The 18,469-nt window shown below is 70.8% G+C and carries 19 protein-coding genes; 9 read left to right on the forward strand and 10 right to left on the reverse strand.

The genetic code is table 11. The annotated features are described in order from the left end of the window. Positions 1-63: 63 nt before the first annotated feature. Positions 64-843, reverse strand: a complete 780-nt coding sequence (locus tag KUM49_RS12435; protein WP_217236845.1) for a SigE family RNA polymerase sigma factor — start codon at positions 841-843, stop codon at positions 64-66. 254 nt (positions 844-1,097) lie between these two features. Between KUM49_RS12435 and afsQ1 the strand changes: the two genes are divergently transcribed. The 5 genes from afsQ1 to KUM49_RS12460 all read left to right on the forward strand — a co-directional run bounded on the left by afsQ1 (position 1,098) and on the right by KUM49_RS12460 (position 5,013). Beyond that, positions 1,098-1,775: a two-component system response regulator AfsQ1 gene (afsQ1, locus tag KUM49_RS12440; protein ID WP_217236846.1), complete on the forward strand. Its 678-nt coding sequence runs from the start codon at positions 1,098-1,100 to the stop codon at positions 1,773-1,775. After that, positions 1,772-3,328: a HAMP domain-containing sensor histidine kinase gene (locus tag KUM49_RS12445; RefSeq protein WP_217236847.1), complete on the forward strand. Its 1,557-nt coding sequence runs from the start codon at positions 1,772-1,774 to the stop codon at positions 3,326-3,328. The genes afsQ1 and KUM49_RS12445 overlap by 4 nt, the downstream gene beginning before the upstream one ends. Beyond that, the gene (locus KUM49_RS12450; RefSeq protein ID WP_217236848.1) at positions 3,328-3,930 is read left to right on the forward strand and encodes a hypothetical protein; all 603 of its coding nucleotides are present in this window, start codon (positions 3,328-3,330) and stop codon (positions 3,928-3,930) included. The genes KUM49_RS12445 and KUM49_RS12450 overlap by 1 nt, the downstream gene beginning before the upstream one ends. Positions 3,931-4,140: 210 nt before the next feature. Next, positions 4,141-4,692, forward strand: coding sequence for a VanZ family protein (locus tag KUM49_RS12455; protein ID WP_217236849.1), 552 nt, complete (start codon positions 4,141-4,143; stop codon positions 4,690-4,692). A 117-nt stretch (positions 4,693-4,809) separates the two neighbouring features. After that, the gene (locus tag KUM49_RS12460; protein ID WP_217236850.1) at positions 4,810-5,013 is read left to right on the forward strand and encodes a PspC domain-containing protein; all 204 of its coding nucleotides are present in this window, start codon (positions 4,810-4,812) and stop codon (positions 5,011-5,013) included. A gap of 78 nt (positions 5,014-5,091) precedes the next feature. Here KUM49_RS12460 and KUM49_RS12465 read toward each other — a convergent pair whose 3' ends face one another. After that, positions 5,092-5,451 carry an ATP-binding protein gene (locus KUM49_RS12465; RefSeq protein ID WP_217236851.1) on the reverse strand — a complete coding sequence of 120 codons (360 nt, stop codon included), beginning with the start codon at positions 5,449-5,451 and terminating at the stop codon, positions 5,092-5,094. A gap of 138 nt (positions 5,452-5,589) precedes the next feature. Further along, positions 5,590-6,753 carry an adenosine deaminase gene (locus KUM49_RS12470; RefSeq protein WP_217236852.1) on the reverse strand — a complete coding sequence of 388 codons (1,164 nt, stop codon included), beginning with the start codon at positions 6,751-6,753 and terminating at the stop codon, positions 5,590-5,592. Positions 6,754-6,862: 109 nt separating this feature from the next. Here KUM49_RS12470 and KUM49_RS12475 point away from each other — a divergent pair, with 109 nt between their 5' ends. Continuing rightward, on the forward strand, positions 6,863-7,624 hold the full coding sequence (locus KUM49_RS12475; protein WP_217236853.1) for a prolyl oligopeptidase family serine peptidase: 762 nt from the start codon (positions 6,863-6,865) through the stop codon (positions 7,622-7,624). An 83-nt stretch (positions 7,625-7,707) separates the two neighbouring features. Here the strand turns inward: KUM49_RS12475 and KUM49_RS12480 are convergent, their stop codons facing one another. Then, positions 7,708-8,661 (reverse strand): LysR family transcriptional regulator, encoded by a 954-nt coding sequence (locus KUM49_RS12480; protein WP_217236854.1) that lies wholly within the window; start codon positions 8,659-8,661, stop codon positions 7,708-7,710. A gap of 63 nt (positions 8,662-8,724) precedes the next feature. Between KUM49_RS12480 and KUM49_RS12485 the strand changes: the two genes are divergently transcribed. Together KUM49_RS12485 and KUM49_RS12490 are read left to right on the forward strand one after the other, a co-directional pair. Continuing rightward, positions 8,725-10,002 (forward strand): MFS transporter, encoded by a 1,278-nt coding sequence (locus KUM49_RS12485; protein ID WP_217236855.1) that lies wholly within the window; start codon positions 8,725-8,727, stop codon positions 10,000-10,002. Between the two features lie 144 nt (positions 10,003-10,146). Next, positions 10,147-11,157 carry a sigma-70 family RNA polymerase sigma factor gene (locus tag KUM49_RS12490; RefSeq protein WP_217236856.1) on the forward strand — a complete coding sequence of 337 codons (1,011 nt, stop codon included), beginning with the start codon at positions 10,147-10,149 and terminating at the stop codon, positions 11,155-11,157. On the opposite strand, the gene KUM49_RS12495 is transcribed toward KUM49_RS12490, so the two are convergent. Then, positions 11,041-11,427, reverse strand: coding sequence for an STAS domain-containing protein (locus KUM49_RS12495; protein WP_217236881.1), 387 nt, complete (start codon positions 11,425-11,427; stop codon positions 11,041-11,043). The two genes, KUM49_RS12490 and KUM49_RS12495, sit on opposite strands and share 117 nt — an antisense overlap. Positions 11,428-11,569: 142 nt before the next feature. On the opposite strand from KUM49_RS12495, the gene KUM49_RS12500 reads away from it, so the two are divergent. After that, the gene (locus tag KUM49_RS12500) at positions 11,570-12,493 is read left to right on the forward strand and encodes an AEC family transporter (RefSeq protein WP_217236857.1); all 924 of its coding nucleotides are present in this window, start codon (positions 11,570-11,572) and stop codon (positions 12,491-12,493) included. Positions 12,494-12,586: 93 nt separating this feature from the next. Here the strand turns inward: KUM49_RS12500 and KUM49_RS12505 are convergent, their stop codons facing one another. The 5 genes from KUM49_RS12505 to KUM49_RS12525 form a co-directional block, all read right to left on the reverse strand. Next, positions 12,587-13,864: a thymidine phosphorylase gene (locus KUM49_RS12505; RefSeq protein WP_217236882.1), complete on the reverse strand. Its 1,278-nt coding sequence runs from the start codon at positions 13,862-13,864 to the stop codon at positions 12,587-12,589. 92 nt (positions 13,865-13,956) lie between these two features. Further along, on the reverse strand, positions 13,957-14,349 hold the full coding sequence (locus tag KUM49_RS12510) for a cytidine deaminase (protein ID WP_217236858.1): 393 nt from the start codon (positions 14,347-14,349) through the stop codon (positions 13,957-13,959). Beyond that, positions 14,346-15,611 carry an ABC transporter permease gene (locus KUM49_RS12515; protein WP_217236859.1) on the reverse strand — a complete coding sequence of 422 codons (1,266 nt, stop codon included), beginning with the start codon at positions 15,609-15,611 and terminating at the stop codon, positions 14,346-14,348. Before KUM49_RS12515 ends, KUM49_RS12510 begins: the two co-directional genes overlap by 4 nt. Continuing rightward, positions 15,608-16,732: an ABC transporter permease gene (locus KUM49_RS12520; RefSeq protein WP_217236860.1), complete on the reverse strand. Its 1,125-nt coding sequence runs from the start codon at positions 16,730-16,732 to the stop codon at positions 15,608-15,610. Before KUM49_RS12520 ends, KUM49_RS12515 begins: the two co-directional genes overlap by 4 nt. Next, positions 16,732-18,327: an ABC transporter ATP-binding protein gene (locus KUM49_RS12525; protein ID WP_217236861.1), complete on the reverse strand. Its 1,596-nt coding sequence runs from the start codon at positions 18,325-18,327 to the stop codon at positions 16,732-16,734. The genes KUM49_RS12520 and KUM49_RS12525 overlap by 1 nt, the downstream gene beginning before the upstream one ends. Positions 18,328-18,469: the final 142 nt, after the last annotated feature.

Raw genomic sequence — 18,469 nt, forward strand, 5'->3', positions numbered from 1 at the left:
CCCGTGACCCCCGTCGGCCCCTCCCCCGTTACTGCTCCCCCGTTACTTGCTTCCCCCCGACCTTCAGGCGACGAGCTCCCCGAAGGCGCTTTCCTCGTCACGGCCGAAGCTGAGGACCTCGTCCTCGCGCAGCCGGCGGAGCGACCGCCAGATGCTGGACTTCACCGTGCCGACACTGATGTCGAGGATCTCCGCGATCTCCGGGTCCGTGCGGCCCTCGTAGTAGCGCAGGACCAGCATGGTGCGCTGGAGTTCGGGCAGCCGGGCGAGCGCCTGCCACAGGACCGCGCGCAGTTCCGTGCCGCGCATCGCGTCCGTGTCGCCGGGCGTCTCCGGCAGTTCCTCGGTCGGGTACTCGTTCAGCTTGCGGCGGCGCCACGCGCTGATGTGCAGGTTGGTCATGGTGCGGCGGAGGTAGCCCCCGACCGCGGCCTTGTCACTGATCCGCTCCCACGCCCGGTACGTCGAGAACAGCGCGCTCTGCAGCAGGTCCTCGGCCTCGAAGCGGTCGCCGGTGAGGTGATAGGCGGTTGCGTACAGGGAGGCGCGGCGCTCCTGGACGTAGGCGGTGAACTCCGCCTCCGACAGCGAACGACGCTCCCCCGTGTCCTCCCTGTACGCGCTTCCCCCGTGTGCTTCCCCCGTGAAACCGTCAACCACCGTCATGTATCCGGTGTGCTGACGCCCGGTGCCGCGAGCGCACCCCCGCCCTCCCCCACGCTCGACTACGCTCGCGCGGGAGGGGCCCCCATCGGCACCGGACTTCTCGGAACCCCGGCCCCCGTTCACGTCGTGCAGACGCGTGATCACTGCGCTCGTGCCGTTGCCGTGCAGCGTGTTCATCTCGCGCCCCCCGTCGTGGACTTCCGGTGTTTCGCCTTGCTTCCTTGCCTGTGCCGAGAAGCTTGCCCGGACCACTTCATGGCCGTGTCCGCCGACTGTCACAGACCTGTCACAGGGCCCCCCTCGGATGCCGCTCCTGGACGCGGCACAGTCCCCACACAGACAAGAGCGCTACCGGTGCGTAGAAATACAGGTTCAGGCCTGAGCCATACAGGTGTCGCAGCCCCGGCCCCCCATGGGTCAGAATGACCCCCGTGCCTTCCCTGTTGCTGATCGAGGACGACGACGCCATCCGTACGGCCCTGGAGCTGTCTCTGACGCGCCAGGGACACCGGGTTGCCACCGCTGCCACCGGCGAGGACGGCCTGCAGCTGCTGCGCGAGCAGCGGCCTGATCTGATCGTGCTGGACGTGATGCTGCCCGGTATCGACGGGTTCGAGGTGTGCCGGCGCATCCGGCGCACGGACCAGTTGCCGATCATCCTGCTGACCGCGCGCAGTGACGACATCGACGTGGTGGTCGGACTGGAGTCCGGTGCCGACGACTATGTCGTCAAGCCTGTGCAGGGGCGTGTCCTCGACGCCCGGATCCGGGCCGTGCTGCGGCGCGGTGAGCGGGAGGCGAACGACGCGGCCACGTTCGGTTCGCTGGTCATCGACCGCGCGGCCATGACCGTGACCAAGGACGGCGAGGACCTCCAGCTCACCCCGACCGAGCTCAGGCTGCTGCTCGAACTGAGCCGGCGGCCCGGGCAGGCCCTGTCGCGTCAGCAGTTGCTGCGCCTGGTGTGGGAGCACGACTATCTCGGTGACTCGCGGCTGGTGGACGCCTGTGTGCAGCGGCTGCGCGCCAAGGTCGAGGACGTGCCGTCGTCCCCGACGCTGATCCGTACCGTGCGTGGCGTGGGTTATCGGCTGGACAGTCCTCAGTGACCGAAGCGCAAGGGGGGGTCCGCGGCTGGGCCGCGGCTCGCAAGGGAACCTGGTCACGGCTGCGTTTCACCAGTCTGCGGCTGCGGCTGGTCGTCGTGTTCGGTCTGGTGGCGCTGACCGCCGCCGTGTCCGCGTCCGGCATCGCCTACTGGCTCAACCGCGAGGCGGTGCTCACACGCACCCAGGACGCGGTGCTGCGCGACTTCGAGCAGGAGATGCAGAACCGCGCGGGCTCGCTGCCTCAGACCCCCACCCAGGACGAACTGCAGCACACCGCGGGGCAGATGGCGAACAGCAGCCAGCGCTTCAGCGTCCTGCTGGTCGCCCAGGACGAGGGCGGCACGACGGTGTACGGCAACTCCGGCGCGCTGGACGGCTTCTCGCTCCAGGACGTGCCCGCCTCCCTGCGCGAGGCGGTGAACAGGGAGCAGAAGGTCAACTCGACCAACAAGTACGCGTACCACCTGTACTGGCAGCGGATAGTCAGCGACGGAACCCCCTATCTGGTGGCCGGTACGAAGGTGATCGGCGGCGGGCCGACCGGTTACATGCTCAAGTCGCTGGAGCCGGAGGCCAAGGACCTCAACTCCCTTGCCTGGTCGCTCGGGATCGCCACCGGCCTGGCGTTGATCGGCTCCGCGCTGCTCGCGCAGGCCGCCGCCACGACCGTGCTGAAGCCGGTGCACCGGCTCGGGGTCGCCGCCCGGCGGCTCGGGGAGGGGAAGCTGGACACACGGCTGCGGGTGTCCGGGACCGACGAACTCGCCGATCTGTCACGGACGTTCAACAACGCGGCCGCGGCGCTGGAGAAACGGGTGGACGACATGGCCGCGCGGGAGGACGCGTCCCGGCGGTTCGTGGCGGACATGTCGCACGAGCTGCGTACGCCGCTGACCGCCATCACCGCCGTGTCGGAGGTGCTGGAGGAGGAGCTGGAGTCGGGCGGGATCGATCCCATGGTCGATCCGGCGGTACGGCTCGTGGTCAGCGAGACACGGCGGCTCAACGACCTCGTGGAGAACCTCATGGAGGTCACCCGCTTCGACGCCGGTACGGCGCGGCTGGTCGTCGACGACGTGGACGTCGTCGACCAGATCACCGCCTGCATCGACGCGCGGGCCTGGCTGGACGCGGTGGAGCTGGACGCCGAGCGGGGCATCCACGCCCGTCTCGACCCGCGCCGCCTGGACGTGATCATGGCGAACCTGATCGGCAACGCGCTCAAGCACGGGGGGTCGCCGGTGCGGGTCGCCGTGCGGGCGGCCGACGAGGAGGTCGTCATCGAGGTGCGGGACCACGGACCGGGCATCCCCGAGGACGTCCTGCCGCACGTCTTCGACCGGTTCTACAAGGCCAGCGCCTCCCGGCCGCGCTCCGAGGGCAGCGGCCTGGGCCTGTCCATCGCCCTGGAGAACGCCCACATCCACGGCGGCGAGATCACGGCCGCCAACTCCGCCGAGGGCGGTGCGGTGTTCACGCTGCGGCTGCCGCGGGACTCGTCGCCGCTCACCGAAGAGGCCGACGAAGGTGAGAAGGGCCAGGGGGACGCCTGATGAACGTACGACGTCTGCTGGCGCTCCCCGCGCTCGCCCTGCTCCTCGCCGGCTGCGGCATCCGGGCCACCGAGGTGCCCACCGACTTCGGCCCCGCGCCCTCCCGGGTGCGCTGCTCCCTGTCCGAGCCGGACGTCTCCACGCAGGCCTCGGGCGGGCTGCCGGTGCAGGTGTTCCTGCTGTGCGGTTCGTCATTGGTGACCGTCGACCGGACCGTGCGCGTGCCGGACGGTGCGGCCGACTCCAGGCGGCGGGTGCTGGTCGCGCAGGGGCTGCTGGACGAACTCGCCGCGACGCCGTCGGCCGCGGAGAAGGAGGCCGGGTACACCACCGACGTGCGCGGCGGCATGGCGGTGAGCGGACCGCGCCCCACGGACCCCGAGGACGCCCTGCGCCTGAGCGCCCCGCCCGGCGACCTGACCTCCTACTCCCTCGCCCAGCTCGTCTGCACCTTCTCCGACTCGGCGGCCGCGGAGGGCGACGGCTCCGTCATCCTCGGCGGCCCCGACAGCGCGCCGCTGCGCCGCTACGAGTGCACCGACGAGGTCCGCTCCCGCCCGGGCAGCAAGGAGCCGCCGTCGGCCGAGGTGACGGGCGGCTGACGCCGGCGCGTGAGCCGAAGGGGCGCGCCGGTGTCGGGAGTGTGAGCGCGCGGAGGCCCGAAGGGCTGAGCACGGTCGCGCTCCCGACACCGGCGGAGGCGCCCCGGAGGCGAACCGAGCCCCAAAAAGAGAAGCGTGTGGCGCAAGCCTCACGCACGTACCTCTGGGTGTCCCGGAACCGTTCGTGCCGGAGGCCGCGTCTAGGGGGGCGTGCAGCGTCAAGGCTCCATCGGCGGCAGTGCCGCGATTCGCATCCGTGTGACGGGAGGCGTCCTCCTCGTCGCACACCTCGTGTTCGTCGCCTGGTTCACGCTGCGACCGCTGGACGTCCCCTGGGTGATGCCACCCAATCTGCATCCGCTGGCCGGTATACGGGCGGATGCGGCGCTCGGCTGGCAGGAGGGCGCCCGGCGCATCGGCGAAGGGCTCGCGCTGCTGGCCCCGCTGGGCGTGCTGCTCCCGATGGCGCACGGCAGGCTCACGGTCTCGCCGCTCGCCTCACTGCTCCGGACGATGGCCGCCGGCGCCCTGATCTCGCTGGGCATCGAACTGCTCCAGACCGCGGTGCCCGGACAGGTCGTCGACATCGACTCGCTGCTCCTGAACACGGCGGGCGTCGCCCTCACCCACGCGGCGCTCGTGCCCGCGGCCCGCGCCTGGTTCCGCCGCAGGACCGAGCACGTCGGCAGCCGCCCGCTCCGCCAGGAGGACGCTCCTCAGGGTCGGACCCCGACGATTCCCAGGGTCGGGATCGCACCGTAGAGCGACGCTTCGTCCGCTTCGTGCCCGTAGCTTGGAAGGCAGATGGACGGAGCGACCAGCCGACGCAGGGACGCTGAGGCGCCCGTAGGGGAACGACCCGATCAAAGGAGAGCCGCAATGAACCGCCTCGCCCGCCCCACCAACGGCCGCATGATCGGCGGAGTGTGTGCCGCGCTGGCGCAGCGCTTCGGCACCTCCGCCACCACGATGCGCGTGATCTTCCTCATCTCGTGCCTGCTGCCCGGCCCGCAGTTCCTGCTCTACGCCGCGCTCTGGATCCTGTTCCCGTCGGAGAACAAGGCCGCGCGCACGGCCTGGTGAGCGCGGATACGCGCACGCCGGTGGGGCGCACCCCGTGTCCAAGGGTGCGCCCCACCGGCGCGTTCGGAGGCGGTGCGATCAGCCGAGCGGGATCCCGTTCACCGGCAGGCCCTGCGTGGGCAGCCCGGCGCCACCGACCGGCAGGCCGCCGAGCAGACCGGCGGCCGGCGCGGTCGGGCCCTGGGTAAGCACCCGCTGCGCGACCGGCTGCGCCGCGGCCAGGCTGGTGGCGAGCGCCGGCTGCGCCTGGGACAGCGCCTCACCGGTCCCCGGCAACGACTTGGTGATGCCTTCGGCCGGCAGCGTCTGGGTGACGCCGCCCAGCGCCTCGGTGGCGTCCGGGACGGCCGGGGCGGCGTTCGCGGAGCCCGCACCGGCGGCGGCGAAGGCGGCACCGAGGGCGGCGACACCGAGGGTCTTGGCAGCAGACTGCTTCATGTAAACGCGTCCTTGAATGGGATGACGGTGATGTGAGCGGTTCACGACCGTAAACACGCCACACGGCCCTCCGCAAACATCGAAAGGCGGACGGATGGTGAAAGCCCGCCCGCATTCCGGGTCACCGGATTTTCCCGGTCAGCCCTCCGCACCCACAGAACCGCTGGTGGAGGCGGTCTGCTGGAACAGCCATTCGGACTTCAGCTCGGCATATCCGGGCTTGACCACGTCATTGATCATCGCGAGTCGTTCATCGAATGGAATGAACGCTGATTTCATCGCATTGACGGAGAACCACTGCATGTCTTCGAGTGTGTAACCGAACGCCTCGACAAGATGCTCGAATTCCCGGCTCATGCTGGTGCCGGACATCAGGCGGTTGTCCGTGTTCACGGTCGCCCGGAAGTGCAGCCGGCGCAGCAGTCCGATCGGGTGCTCGGCGTACGAGGCCGCGGCCCCGGTCTGGAGGTTGGAGCTGGGGCACAGCTCCAGGGGGATCCGCTTGTCCCGTACGTAGGAGGCGAGCCGCCCGAGCTGGACCGAGCCGTCCTCCTGGACCTGGATGTCGTCGATGATGCGCACGCCGTGGCCGAGCCGGTCGGCGCCGCACCACTGCAGGGCCTGCCAGATGGACGGCAGTCCGAAGGCCTCGCCGGCGTGGATGGTGAAGTGGTTGTTCTCGCGCTTGAGGTACTCGAAGGCGTCGAGGTGCCGGGTGGGCGGGAACCCGGCCTCGGCGCCCGCGATGTCGAAGCCGACCACGCCCAGATCCCGGTACCGGTTGGCGAGTTCGGCGATCTCCAGGGCACGGGCCGCGTGCCGCATGGCGGTGAGCAGGGCGCCGACGCGGATGCGGTGGCCGCCGGCACGGGCGCGGCGTTCGCCTTCCCGGAAGCCCTCGTTGACGGCCTCGACGACCTCTTCGAGGCTCAGGCCGCCTTCCAGGTGCTGCTCGGGGGCGTACCGCACCTCCGCGTACACCACCCCGTCCTCGGCGAGGTCCTCGGCGCACTCGGCGGCGACCCGGACGAGCGCGTCCCGGGTCTGCATCACGCCGACGGTGTGCGAGAAGGTCTCCAGGTACCGCTCCAGGGAACCGGAGTCGGCGGCCTCGCGGAACCAGACGCCGAGCTTGCCGGGGTCGTTCTCGGGGAGGTGGGAGTACCCGGTCTCCCGGGCGAGTTCGACGATCGTGCCGGGGCGCAGCCCGCCGTCGAGGTGGTCGTGCAGCAGAACCTTGGGCGCCCGGCGGATCTGGTCCGAGCTCGGGGTGGTTCCTTTCGGGGCAGTCTGGCTCGTCATTTCCGCACTCTAACGCCTACGCGCGTAGATCGGTGTACGAAATCGTCGATACGTAACGGTGACCGCACGTACTAGTGGCGTACACCCGCGCTTCTGACACTGTTCTGTCATGGCACAGCAAGCGACGCCGGTTCGTACGGCCCGGCTCGGGCGGGCACTGGGACCGGAGCCGACGGCGGTGAGCGGGGTGGTGCTGCTGCTCCCCGGCGGCGACGAGGTCTCCGGCCGCAGACCGTCCCCCCTGTTGGCGACCGCGTCCGTGCGCACGTTGGGCCGCCGGCTCGCGCGTACGGGGCGTGACGACGGCCTGGTCACGCATGTCGTCCACTACCGCTATCGCGGCTGGAACGGCAGCGAGGCCCATCCGGCGCGCGACACGTCCTGGGCGGTCGAGGAGGTCGTACGGCGCTACGGCGACGTCTCCGTCTGCCTCGTCGGCGTCGACATGGGCGGGCGCGCGGCGCTGCACGCGAGCGGGCACGAGGCCGTCAACTCCGTGGTGGCACTCGCCCCCTGGCTGCCCGAGGAGGACATGGCCGCTCCACCCGAACCGGTGAAGCAGCTCGTGGGACGCCAGGTGCTGATCGTGCACGGCACGAACGACGAACGGACGGATCCGGAGTTGTCGTTCCGGCTGGCGGCACGGGCGAAGAAGGCCAACCGGGATGTGTGCCGGTTCGAAGTGCACTCCGACGGGCACGGCTTGCACCAGCACCGGGACGAAGTCCACGCGCTGACCGAGGACTTCGTGATGGGGATGCTGTTCGGGCGGGCGCTGTCGCGGCCGGTCCGCGATGCGCTGGCGGCGCCGCCCCCGTTGGGGTTGCGGATGCCGCTCGCCTCCGGCTTCGGGCGGTCCCTGCGCCGTTGAGGCTTGGGTTCGGTGGGGATGTGCGGGTTGTGGGGGTTGATCGCGCCCACGCGGCGGAGCGCATGTCGACACAGCCCCGCCCCTCAGGTTGGCAGCAGATTGCCTCGTTTGGAGAGCAGGAACTTCTTGAAGGCGGCCACCGGCGGCGTGTCCGGGTGGCCGTCCAGCCAGGCCACGCCGATTTCTCTGGCCGCCCTCGGGGCCGTGACCGTCAGTTCCACGACCCCCGGGCGAGGGAAGACGGGTGGGGGGAGGAGGGCTACTCCCAGGCCCGCCGCCACCAGACCCCTCAGCGTTTCCGCCTCCTCGCCCTCGAACGCGACCCGCGGCTTGAAGCCCGCCTCCTGGCAGAGGTCGTCGGTGATGCGGCGCAGGCCGTAGCCGGGTTCGAGGGTGACGAAGGTTTCGTCGGCGGCCTCGGCCAGGCGGATACGCCGGCGGGCGGCGAGGCGGTGGTCGGCGGGGACGACCAGGCGGAGCTTCTGCTCGTCGAGGCGGCGGGCGACGAGGTCGGGGGCGTCCGGGACCGGAGAGGTCAGGCACAGGTCCAGCTCGCCCGCGCGCAGCCGCTCGATCATCGCCTCGCCGTAGTTCTGGACGAGGCTGAAGCGGACGCGGGGATGGTCGGCGCGGAAGGCCTGCAGCAGGCCCGGCACGGTCTCGGCGCCCATGGTGTGCAGGAAGCCGAAGGCGACCTTGCCGGTGGCCGGGTCGGCGTCGGCGCGGACCTCGTCGGCGGCACGCTCGATCTCGGCGAGGGCGCGCTCGACGGAGCCGAGGAAGGTGCGTCCGGCGGGAGTGAGGGAGACCGTGCGGCCGCGGCGGGCGAACAGGTCGACGCCCAGGTCCTGTTCGAGCCGGACCATGGCTCGCGACAGGGTGGACTGCGGGACCTGCATCTCCTGGGCGGCGCGGGTGACGTGCTCGGTGCGGGCGACGCCGGCGAAGTACGCGAGGCGCGGGGCCAGCAACATCACCATGTCTTCTGTGTCACTGGATGGTGACAGACGCGCCTGTGACCTCTGCTGATGCTCCATGGGAACGATTATGCCGATTCCATGCATTGGACGGATGACCGGGAGCGTACATAGTTTCGAGGCATGTCTCCCGCCAGTACCGGGGCGTCCACCGTCGTGGGCGCCGCTGCTCCAGCCCCTGTCGTCGATTCCCGTGTGGCCCCGGGCGGTCCCGGTTACCGCCGGATGAGCTTTGCCCTCTTCCTCGCCGGCGTGGCGACCTTCGCCCTTCTCTACTCCACCCAGGCCCTGCTGCCGCTGATCTCCGGCGACTTCGGGGTGGCGGCGAGCGAGGCGAGCTGGACGGTGGCGGCCGCGACCGGCGGACTGGCGCTGTTCGTCCTGCCGATGAGCGCCCTGTCGGAACGGTTCGGCCGGCGTACGGTGATGACCGCCTCGCTGGCGGTCGCGGTGACCGTCGGCCTCCTGGTCCCCTTCGCGCCCTCGCTGACCTCGCTCATCGTGCTGCGGGCGGTGCAGGGCGCGGCACTGGCGGGTCTGCCGGCCTCGGCGACGGCCTACCTCGCGGAGGAGGTCACGCCCAAGGCGCTGATCACCGCGATCGGCCTGTTCGTCGCGGGCAACAGCGTCGGCGGAATGAGCGGCCGGGTCGTCACCGGCTGGGTCGCGCAGGAGTGGGGCTGGCGCGTCGCGGTCGGCGTGATCGGCGTGATCGCGGTCGGCTGCGCGGTGGCCTTCCGGCTGCTGCTGCCGGCGCCGAAGAACTTCGTGCCCGGCTCGCTGCGGCCCCGGGTACTGGCCCGCACGGTCCGCGACCACCTCTCCGACCCGCTGCTGCGCCGGCTGTACGCGATCGGCGCACTGTTCATGACGGTGTTCGGCGGCGTCTACACGGTGATCGGGTACCGGCTGACGGAGGCGCCGTTCGGCCTGCCCCAGGGCATCATCGGGTCGATCTTCCTGGTCTACCTGGTGGGCACGGCGTCGGCGTCCACGGCCGGGCGGCTGGTCGGACGCCTCGGCCGCCGGGGCGCGCTGTACGCGGCGGGCGGTACGACGACCGCGGGTCTGGTGCTGTCCCTGGCCGACTCCCTTCCGCTGGTCCTGCTGGGACTGGTGCTGATCACGGCGGGCTTCTTCGCGGGGCACGCGGTCGCGTCGTCGGCGGTCAGCAAGACGGCGACGAAGGGGCGGGCGCAGGCCTCGGCCCTCTACCAGTCGTCCTACTACGTCGGCTCCAGCGCGGGCAGTACGGTCGGCGCGGTCGCCTTCCACGCGGGCGGCTGGGCCGGGACGGTGGGCGTCGGCCTGCTGGCGGTGCTCGGCGTCGTGACGATCACGGTGTTCGGGTCGCGGGCGGCGCGGGTCGCCGCGCGGCGGGTGGCAGTGCCGGTCAACTGACGGCGCCGTACCGGGGGGCTCCGCCCCCGGACCCCCGACCTGCACTTTTCCCCACTGCCCAGGCCATTGTCAGTGGCCTGCGGTAGCTTCCGAAGTGCTGGGCGCAAAGGCGCGCGACAGGAACGCCACAGGGGTGGGTGGACCATGAGTGACACGGTGACGACGGATCTTGACGTCAGGCTGGAGAAACACCGGACCGAGCTGACGGGGTACTGCTATCGCATGCTCGGCTCCTCCTTCGAGGCCGAGGACGCGGTGCAGGACACGATGGTCCGGGCCTGGCGGAGTTACGACAAGTTCGAGGGCCGCTCCAGCCTCCGTTCCTGGCTGTACCGCATCGCGACGAACGTGTGCCTGGACATGCTGACGGCCGGCAACAAGCGCGCGAGGCCGATGGATCTCACGGAGTCCACCCCTCTCGCCCGGGCCGCCCTGTCCCCCCGCCCGGACAACACCTGGCTGGAGCCGATGCCGGACGCACGCGTACTGCCCACGACCGAGGACCCGGCGGAGGCGGCCGTCGCCAAGGAGTCCGTGCGGCTCGCCTTCATGGCCGCCCTCCAGCAGCTCCCGGCCAAGCAGCGCGCGGTGCTGATCCTGCGCGAGGTGCTGGCGTGGAAGGCGAGCGAGGTCGCCGAGCTGCTGGACACCTCGGTCGCGTCGGTCAACAGCGCACTGCAGCGGGCCCGGGCGACGCTCGCCGAGCGGGAGCAGCGCGGCGCGGACGCGGCCGTGTCCGACCCGCTGAACGACGAGCAGCAAAAGCTCCTGGACCGCTATGTGGCGGCGTTCGAGGGCTATGACATGACCGCTCTGACGGCCCTGCTGCACGAGGACGCCGTCATGACGATGCCGCCGTTCGACCTGTGGCTGACCGGCCCTTCGGACATCACCGGCTTCATGACGACGCTCGGCGCCCCCTGCGCGGGCTCGCGTCTGGTGCCGGTCCAGGTCAACGGACTGCCGGGCTTCGCCCAGTACAAGCCGGACCCGGACAAGGGCGGCTTCGTCCCGTGGGCCGTGCAGGTCCTCGAAATCTCAGAGGGTGAGATCACCGGGTTCCACTGCTTCCTCGACACGCAGCGCTGGTTCCCGCTGTTCGGGCTGCCCCTCCGTCTCGAAGCGGAGGCCGACCAGGTCGAGCAGGGCGGGTAGGCCCGGGTCCGGGTCCCGCAGCCTGATCCGGCCCCCGGCCCGCCGGGCGGCGAGCTCCAGGCGCGCCAGCAGGTCGACGGTGCCGAGCCCCGGCGGCCCGAGTCCTCCGACGTCGCACACCACGGTCCTGGCCTCACCGGCCTCCAGCAGCGCACGCACCTCGTCGCATAGCCCGGTCACCTCGTCCCTGGTGACGGGGCCGGTCAGCACGAGTACTGCGGGTGTCATGGCGTCCACGAGCGGTAGACCGACGGGGCGGGCGTAACTCATCGCGACCGGCGTCTTCCCCTGCTGTCCGCCGACCGGGATCACATTGACCCGCCGCCCTCCTTCCCCGGAGGGTTGCCTGTATGCCCCACATATCGGCGCCGCCCCGGAGACCGCACGCCTTCCTCACCTCCGAGGAGGCTCCGTGCAGGGGGTGCTGACCGGCTTCGCGGTCATCGCCGTCGTCATCGGCGTCGGCTATGCGCTCGGGCGGGGCGGTCACCTCGGTGAACACGGCCGTGACGTCCTGACCAAGCTCGCGTTCCACGTGGCCACACCCGCTCTGCTGTTCACCACGCTGGCTCCCACCGACCTCTCCATGATCTTCTCCAGCCGCCTGCTCGTGACCGCGCTGAGCACGGCTGCCGCGGCGGGCGTCTTCGTCGCGGTGGGTGTCGTACGCGGCTGGGGAGTCGGCCGTACGACGATCGGCGCCCTGTGCTCCGGCTACGTCAACTCGGGCAACCTCGGCATCCCGATCGCCGTGTACGTGCTCGGCGACGCCTCCCTGGTGGCACCGGTCCTGCTGTTCCAGCTGCTCCTCCTGACGCCGGTCGCGCTGACGGTCCTGGACCTGTCGGGCAGGGACGGCGAGAAGGGCCCGCTGTGGCACCGGCTGCTCACACCGCTGCGCAATCCGATCGCGGTGGGGTCGCTGGCCGGAGTGGCGGTCTCGGCATCCGGTATCGGCATCCCGTCCTTCGTCATGGACCCCGTCACCCTGATCGGCAACATGTCCGTCCCGGCGGTCCTGCTCGCCTTCGGCATCTCCCTGTGCGGCAGCGCGATGCCGGGCCGGGGCCCGGACCGCCCGCTCGTGCTGCTCTCGGTCGCGTTGAAGACGGTGGGGCAGCCGACGGTGGCCTGGGCGCTGGCGGTGGGGGTGTTCGGGCTGCGCGGGGCGCCTCTGCTCGACGTGGTGGTGACCTCGGCGCTCCCGGCGGCGCAGAACCTCTTCACCTACGCCTCCAGCTACGGCGTGGGCGAGCGACTGGCCCGGGACTCGATCCTGGTGTCGACGGTGCTGTCCGTGCCGGTGCTGGTCGTGGTCGCGGCCCTGCTCGGCTGAGCCCGGAGCAGCGCCCCGGACGGACCGGCAAAGGGGCCGGGGCTTCGACAGCCCCGGCCCCCGGCCCGGTCCTCCCCCGCTCAGGCGATCCGCTCAGGCGATCCGCTCCAGCACCACGGGCGACGCCGTGAATTCGGTGCCCGCCGCCGCGATGTCGTACGCACCCTCCACCGACTCGAGGGCGTACGCGAAGCGCTCGGGGGTGTCCGTGTGCAGGGTCAGCAGGGGCTGGCCCTCCGCCACCGGGTCGCCGGGCTTGGCGTGCAGCTCGACGCCCGCGCCCGCCTGCACCGGGTCCTCCTTGCGGGCGCGGCCGGCGCCCAGGCGCCAGGCGGCGACGCCGATGCCGTAGGCGTCGAGACGGGTCAGGACGCCCGAGGACGGGGCCTTGATCACGTGCTGCTCGCGGGCCACCGGCAGTTCCGCGTCCGGGTCGCCGCCCTGGGCCGCGATCATGCGGCGCCAGACGTCCATGGCCGAGCCGTCGGCGAGGGCCTTCGCCGGGTCCGCGTCCTTCACGCCGGCCGCGTCGAGCATCTCGCGGGCCAGGGCGATGGTCAGCTCGACGACGTCCGCCGGGCCGCCGCCCGCCAGGACCTCCACCGACTCGCGGACCTCCAGCGCGTTGCCCGCCGTCAGGCCCAGGGGGGTGGACATGTCCGTGAGCAACGCGACCGTCTTCACCCCGTGGTCCGTGCCCAGGCCCACCATCGTGGAGGCCAGTTCGCGCGCGTCCTCGATGGTCTTCATGAAGGCGCCGGTGCCCACCTTCACGTCCAGGACCAGGGAGCCGGTGCCCTCGGCGATCTTCTTCGACATGATCGAGGAGGCGATCAGCGGGATCGCCTCCACCGTGCCGGTCACGTCCCGCAGGGCGTAGAGCTTCTTGTCGGCAGGGGCCAGGCCGTCGCCCGCCGCGCAGATCACCGCGCCGGTGCCGTCCAGCACGGACAGCATCTCCTCGTTGGAGAGCAGGGCCCGCCAGCCGGGGATCGACTCCAGCTTGTCCAGGGTGCCGCCGGTGTGGCCGAGGCCGCGGCCCGACAGCTGCGGGACGGCCGCGCCGCAGGCCGCGACCAGCGGGGCGAGCGGCAGGGTGATCTTGTCGCCGACGCCGCCCGTGGAGTGCTTGTCCGCCGTCGGCCGGGACAGGGACGAGAAGTCCATGCGCTCACCGGAGGCGATCATCGCGGCCGTCCAGCGGGCGATCTCGCGGCGGTTCATGCCGTTGAGCAGGATGGCCATCGCGAGCGCGGACATCTGCTCGTCGGCGACCTCCCCGCGGGTGTACGCGTCGATGACCCAGTCGATCTGCTGGTCGCTGAGCTCACCGCGCTCCCGCTTGGTGCGGATGACGGAGATGGCGTCCATGGCCATGGCGTGGCCTTCCTTGTGAAAAGCATGCGGAAACCGCGCGGCCCCCCGAGTGGCCGAAGCCGGAACTCGCAGGGGCCGCACGGGAATTACTTGGTGAGATGCCCCGGCCCGAAGGCCTGCGGCAGCATCTTCGACAGCGGCAGGATGCCCTCCGGGGTCTCCAGCAGCAGGTCGGGACCGCCGAACTCGTACAGCAGCTGCCGGCAGCGGCCGCACGGGACGAGGATCGCGCCGTTGCCGTCGACGCAGGTGAAGTGCGTGAGGCGGCCGCCGCCGGTGTTGTGCAGCTCCGAGACGAGCCCGCACTCGGCGCACAGGCCGAGGCCGTACGAGGCGTTCTCGACGTTGCAGCCGGAGACCGTACGCCCGTCGTCGACCAGGGCCGCCACGCCGACCGGGTAGCCGGAGTACGGGGCGTACGCCCGCGACATGGCGTCCCGGGCCACCGCCCGCAGCGTGTCCCAGTCGACGTCGGTCACTTGCCCTGTCCCTTCCGGTACGGCATGCCGTCCGCCTTCGGCATCCTGAGGCGCTGGGCCGACAGGGCGAGGACGACGAGCGTGATGACGTACGGCGTGGCGGACACGACCTGGTTCGGGACCTCGTTGGTGCCCAGGTACCAGGCGAGCACCAGACCGCCGACGAGCAGGGTGATCGCGGACGAGGTGTACTTCTTCCGGAACGCCAGCCAGATGGAGCCGATGATCAGCAGCAGCGCCCCGAGCAGCAGCAGCGCGTGGACGTTCTCGGAGCCGCCGCGCAGGTTGAGGCTGTCGGTGTAGCCGAACAGGCCCGCGCCGATGGCGAGTCCGCCCGGCATCCAGTTGCCGAAGATCATCGCGGCGAGACCGATGTAGCCGCGGCCGCTGGTCTGGCCCTCCAGGTAGAAGGGGTTGGCGACGATGGAGAGAAAGACACCGCCCAGGCCGGCCAGTCCGCCGGAGATGATCACGGCCACGTACTTGTACTTGTAGACGTTCACGCCGAGCGACTCGGCCGCGATCGGGTTCTCGCCGCAGGACCGCAGCCGCAGACCGAACGCGGTGCGCCACAGGATCCACCAGGTGCCGGGGATCAGCGCGATGGCGATCAGGGTCAGCCAGGACACGTTGGTGATCAGACCGCCGAGCAGACCGGCGATGTCGGAGATGAAGAACCAGCCCTTGGCGTTCAGGTCGGTCAGCGCGTCCGACAGCCAGGGCACCGTGAAGTTGCCGAGGGACTCCACCGGCGGGGACTGCTTGGCCGAGCCGCCCGTGTGGCCCTCGAAGGCGAGCGGGGCGAGGTAGCGGGTGGCGCCGAGGGCGAGGATGTTGATGGCCACACCGGAGACGATGTGGTTGACGTTGAAGGAGACGGTGACGATCGCGTGCAGCAGGCCGCCGATCGCGCCGCCGAGGATGCCGACCAGGACGCCCGTCCACGGGCCCCACTGGAAGCCGGCCCAGGCACCGAACCAGGTGCCGAGGATCATCATGCCCTCGAGGCCGATGTTGACGACGCCCGCGCGCTCGGCCCACAGACCGCCGAGGCCGGCGAGGCCGATCGGGACGGCGAGCTGGAGCGCGGTGGACATCTGGCTGACGTTGGTGATGCCGTCGGCGCCGGTGATGATGCGGACGATCGACGTCAGCGCCAGGGCGCCGGCGATGACCAGCAGCAGGACGGGCCATGACATGCGGCGCCCTGTCGGCGCCGTGGGCTGCAGCGTGGGCTGGTTGAGGTCGGTCACGGTGGTCATCGGCCCGCCACCTCCTTCTTCACGTTGTTGTCGGCGCCGAGGACGTTTCCGGCGGCGAGTTCCGCGCCGACCCGGCGCTGCTGGCGGCGCAGGCCCCACTCGCGTACGGCCTCGTAGGAGACGACGACCGAGAGCACGATCAGGCCCTGCATGATGACCGCGATCTCCTTGTCGTAGTCGTGGAAGTCCAGCTCGGGCGAGGCCTTGTCGAGCCAGGCCCACAGCAGGGCGGCGAAGGCGATACCGGTGGGGTTGTTACGGCCGAGCAGGGCGATGCCGATGCCGAGGAAGCCGATGCCGGTGGGGAAGTTGAGGTTGTAGGTGTGCGAGTCGCCGAGCAGGATCGGCAGGCCCGCGAGACCGGCCAGACCACCGGAGATGAGCATCGCGGTCAGCACCATGCGCTTGGGGTCGACGCCGCTGGCCGCCGCCGCCGACTCCGAGGCGCCGGAGGCGCGCAGGTCGAAGCCGAAGCGGGTGCGGTTGAGGACGACCCAGTAGCCGACGCCGAGCAGGGCGGCGAGGACCACCAGACCGTAGATCTCGCCGGCCGCGCCCATGTCGATGCCGGGCACCCAGCCCGACTCGTGCATCTCGCCGGTGGTGTTGTTGTTGCCGACCTTGACGCCGAAGACGTTCGGAAGCCACAGGTAGGCGATCACGGAGACCGCGATGGCGTTGAGCATGATCGTCGCGACGACCTCGCTGACCCCGCGGGTGACCTTGAGGACACCGGCGATGCCGGACCAGAAGGCGCCGGTGAGTACCGCGGTGAGGAGCAGCAGCGGGATCTGCAGGACGGCCGGCAGGTTCGCGTGGGCGCCGACGATCGCGGCCATCATGGCGGCGAGCTGGTACTGGCCGTCGACGCCGATGTTGAACAGGTTCATCCGGAAGCCGATGGCCACCGCGAGCGCCGCGATGTAGTACATCGACGCCTGGTTGATGATGCGGACCTGGACGTCGGAGAACGAGGCCTGCTCGAACATGATCGAGAAGGGCTCGACCGGGTTCTTGCCGGAGGCGATCAGCACGATCGCGCTCAGCACGAAGGCCACGGCGAGCGCGATGACCGGTCCGGCCAGCGCGAGGAGCACGCGCTCCTTGTCGAACTTCTTCATCAGCGGGCCTCGTCTTCCGGAGACTCGGGAGACTTGCGGATCTCGGGGGTCTCGGGGGTGTCTGCCGGGGTCTCGGGGGCTTCTTCGTGTTCGAGGTGCCCTGTGACGGCACCGGTCATGGCCGAGCCGAGCTCCTCCGGGGTGATGGTGGCCGGGTCGGCGTCGGCGACCAGTTTGCCGTTGTAGATCACGCGGAGGGTGTCGGACAGGCCGATCAGCTCGTCGAGGTCGGCGGAGATCAGCAGCACGGCCAGGCCCTCGCGGCGGGCCTCGCGGATGTGGTCCCAGATCGCGGCCTGCGCGCCGACGTCCACACCCCGGGTGGGGTGGGCGGCGATCAGGAAGCGCGGCTTGCTGCTCATCTCGCGGCCGACGATCAGCTTCTGCTGGTTGCCGCCCGACAGGGAGGCGGCGGTGACGTCGATGCCGGGGGTGCGCACGTCGTAGTCGGCGACGATCCGGCGGGTGTCCTCCTGGGCCGCTTTGGGGTCCAGCCAGATGCCCTTGGCGTTGGGCTTCTCGGTGACGTGGCCGAGGATGCGGTTCTCCCAGAGGGGGGCCTCCAGGAGCAGGCCGTGGCGGTGGCGGTCCTCGGGGATGTAGCCGATGCCCTGCTCGCGGCGCTTGCGGGTGGGCCAGCCGGTCATGTCCTCGTCGATCAGCGAGATCGTGCCGGAGTCGGCGCCCTTGAGGCCGATGAGCGCGTCGACCAGCTCGGTCTGGCCGTTGCCCTCGACACCGGCGATGCCCAGGACCTCGCCCGCGTGGATCGTGAAGCTGATGTCGTCGAGGAGGGCCTTGCCGCCGAACGCCTCCAGACGCAGTTTGTCGACGGTGATGACCGGGCGGTCGGTGACGGTCGACTCGGCGGTCTCGGGGGTGGGGAGCTCGCTGCCGACCATCATCTCGGCGAGCTGACGCGGGGTGGTCTCGGCGGGGACCGCGGTGCCGACGGTCGTGCCGCGGCGGATGACGGTGATCTCGTCGGCGACGGAGAGGACCTCGCCCAGCTTGTGGGAGATGAAGATGACCGACAGGCCCTCGGCCCTGAGCTCGCGGAGGTTGTCGAAGAGCGCGTCCACCTCCTGGGGCACCAGCACGGCCGTCGGCTCGTCCAGGATCAGCGTGCGGGCGCCGCGGTAGAGAACCTTGAGGATCTCCACGCGCTGGCGGGCGGCGACGCCGAGTTCCTCGACGAGGACGTCGGGTCGCACGCCGAGGCCGTAGCGCTCGGAGATCTCCTTGATCTTGCGGCGGGCCTTGGCGCCGATGCCGTGGAGCTTCTCGCTGCCCAGCACCACGTTCTCGAGCACCGTGAGGTTGTCGGCCAGCATGAAGTGCTGGTGGACCATGCCGATGCCGCGGACGATGGCGTCGGCCGGGGAGGAGAAGGTGACCGGCTCACCGTCGATCGCGATGGTGCCCTCGTCCGGCTTCTGCATGCCGTAGAGGATCTTCATCAGCGTCGACTTGCCGGCGCCGTTCTCACCGACGAGGGCGTGGACGGTGCCCTTGCGGACGGTGAGATGGATGTCGTGGTTGGCCACGACGCCCGGGAAACGCTTGGTGATCCCGGCGAGCTCGACGGCGGTCACTTGACCTTTGACCGCCGCTCCGGCCGGAGGGCTGCTGGACGCGTTGATGGCGCACTCTCCTGGGGACGGGGGTCGTCTACGCGCGTAGCGCCCCTACGGCATCGAAACGGGGCCCGGCGCCCGTGACAACGGGGTACGGGGA

It is taken from the genome of Streptomyces sp. AC555_RSS877, assembly GCF_019049245.1.
GTDB lineage: Bacteria > Actinomycetota > Actinomycetes > Streptomycetales > Streptomycetaceae > Streptomyces.

Coding starts and splice junctions, on each gene's coding strand:
- KUM49_RS12435 (WP_217236845.1), bottom strand. CDS start 843: ATGAACACGCTGCACGGCAACGGCACGAGCGCAGTGATCACGCGTCTG.
- KUM49_RS12450 (WP_217236848.1), top strand. CDS start 3,328: ATGAACGTACGACGTCTGCTGGCGCTCCCCGCGCTCGCCCTGCTCCTC.
- KUM49_RS12460 (WP_217236850.1), top strand. CDS start 4,810: ATGAACCGCCTCGCCCGCCCCACCAACGGCCGCATGATCGGCGGAGTG.
- KUM49_RS12465 (WP_217236851.1), bottom strand. CDS start 5,451: ATGAAGCAGTCTGCTGCCAAGACCCTCGGTGTCGCCGCCCTCGGTGCC.
- KUM49_RS12470 (WP_217236852.1), bottom strand. CDS start 6,753: ATGACGAGCCAGACTGCCCCGAAAGGAACCACCCCGAGCTCGGACCAG.
- KUM49_RS12475 (WP_217236853.1), top strand. CDS start 6,863: ATGGCACAGCAAGCGACGCCGGTTCGTACGGCCCGGCTCGGGCGGGCA.
- KUM49_RS12480 (WP_217236854.1), bottom strand. CDS start 8,661: ATGGAGCATCAGCAGAGGTCACAGGCGCGTCTGTCACCATCCAGTGAC.
- KUM49_RS12485 (WP_217236855.1), top strand. CDS start 8,725: ATGTCTCCCGCCAGTACCGGGGCGTCCACCGTCGTGGGCGCCGCTGCT.
- KUM49_RS12490 (WP_217236856.1), top strand. CDS start 10,147: ATGAGTGACACGGTGACGACGGATCTTGACGTCAGGCTGGAGAAACAC.
- KUM49_RS12495 (WP_217236881.1), bottom strand. CDS start 11,427: ATGAGTTACGCCCGCCCCGTCGGTCTACCGCTCGTGGACGCCATGACA.
- KUM49_RS12505 (WP_217236882.1), bottom strand. CDS start 13,864: ATGGACGCCATCTCCGTCATCCGCACCAAGCGGGAGCGCGGTGAGCTC.
- KUM49_RS12515 (WP_217236859.1), bottom strand. CDS start 15,611: ATGACCACCGTGACCGACCTCAACCAGCCCACGCTGCAGCCCACGGCG.
- KUM49_RS12520 (WP_217236860.1), bottom strand. CDS start 16,732: ATGAAGAAGTTCGACAAGGAGCGCGTGCTCCTCGCGCTGGCCGGACCG.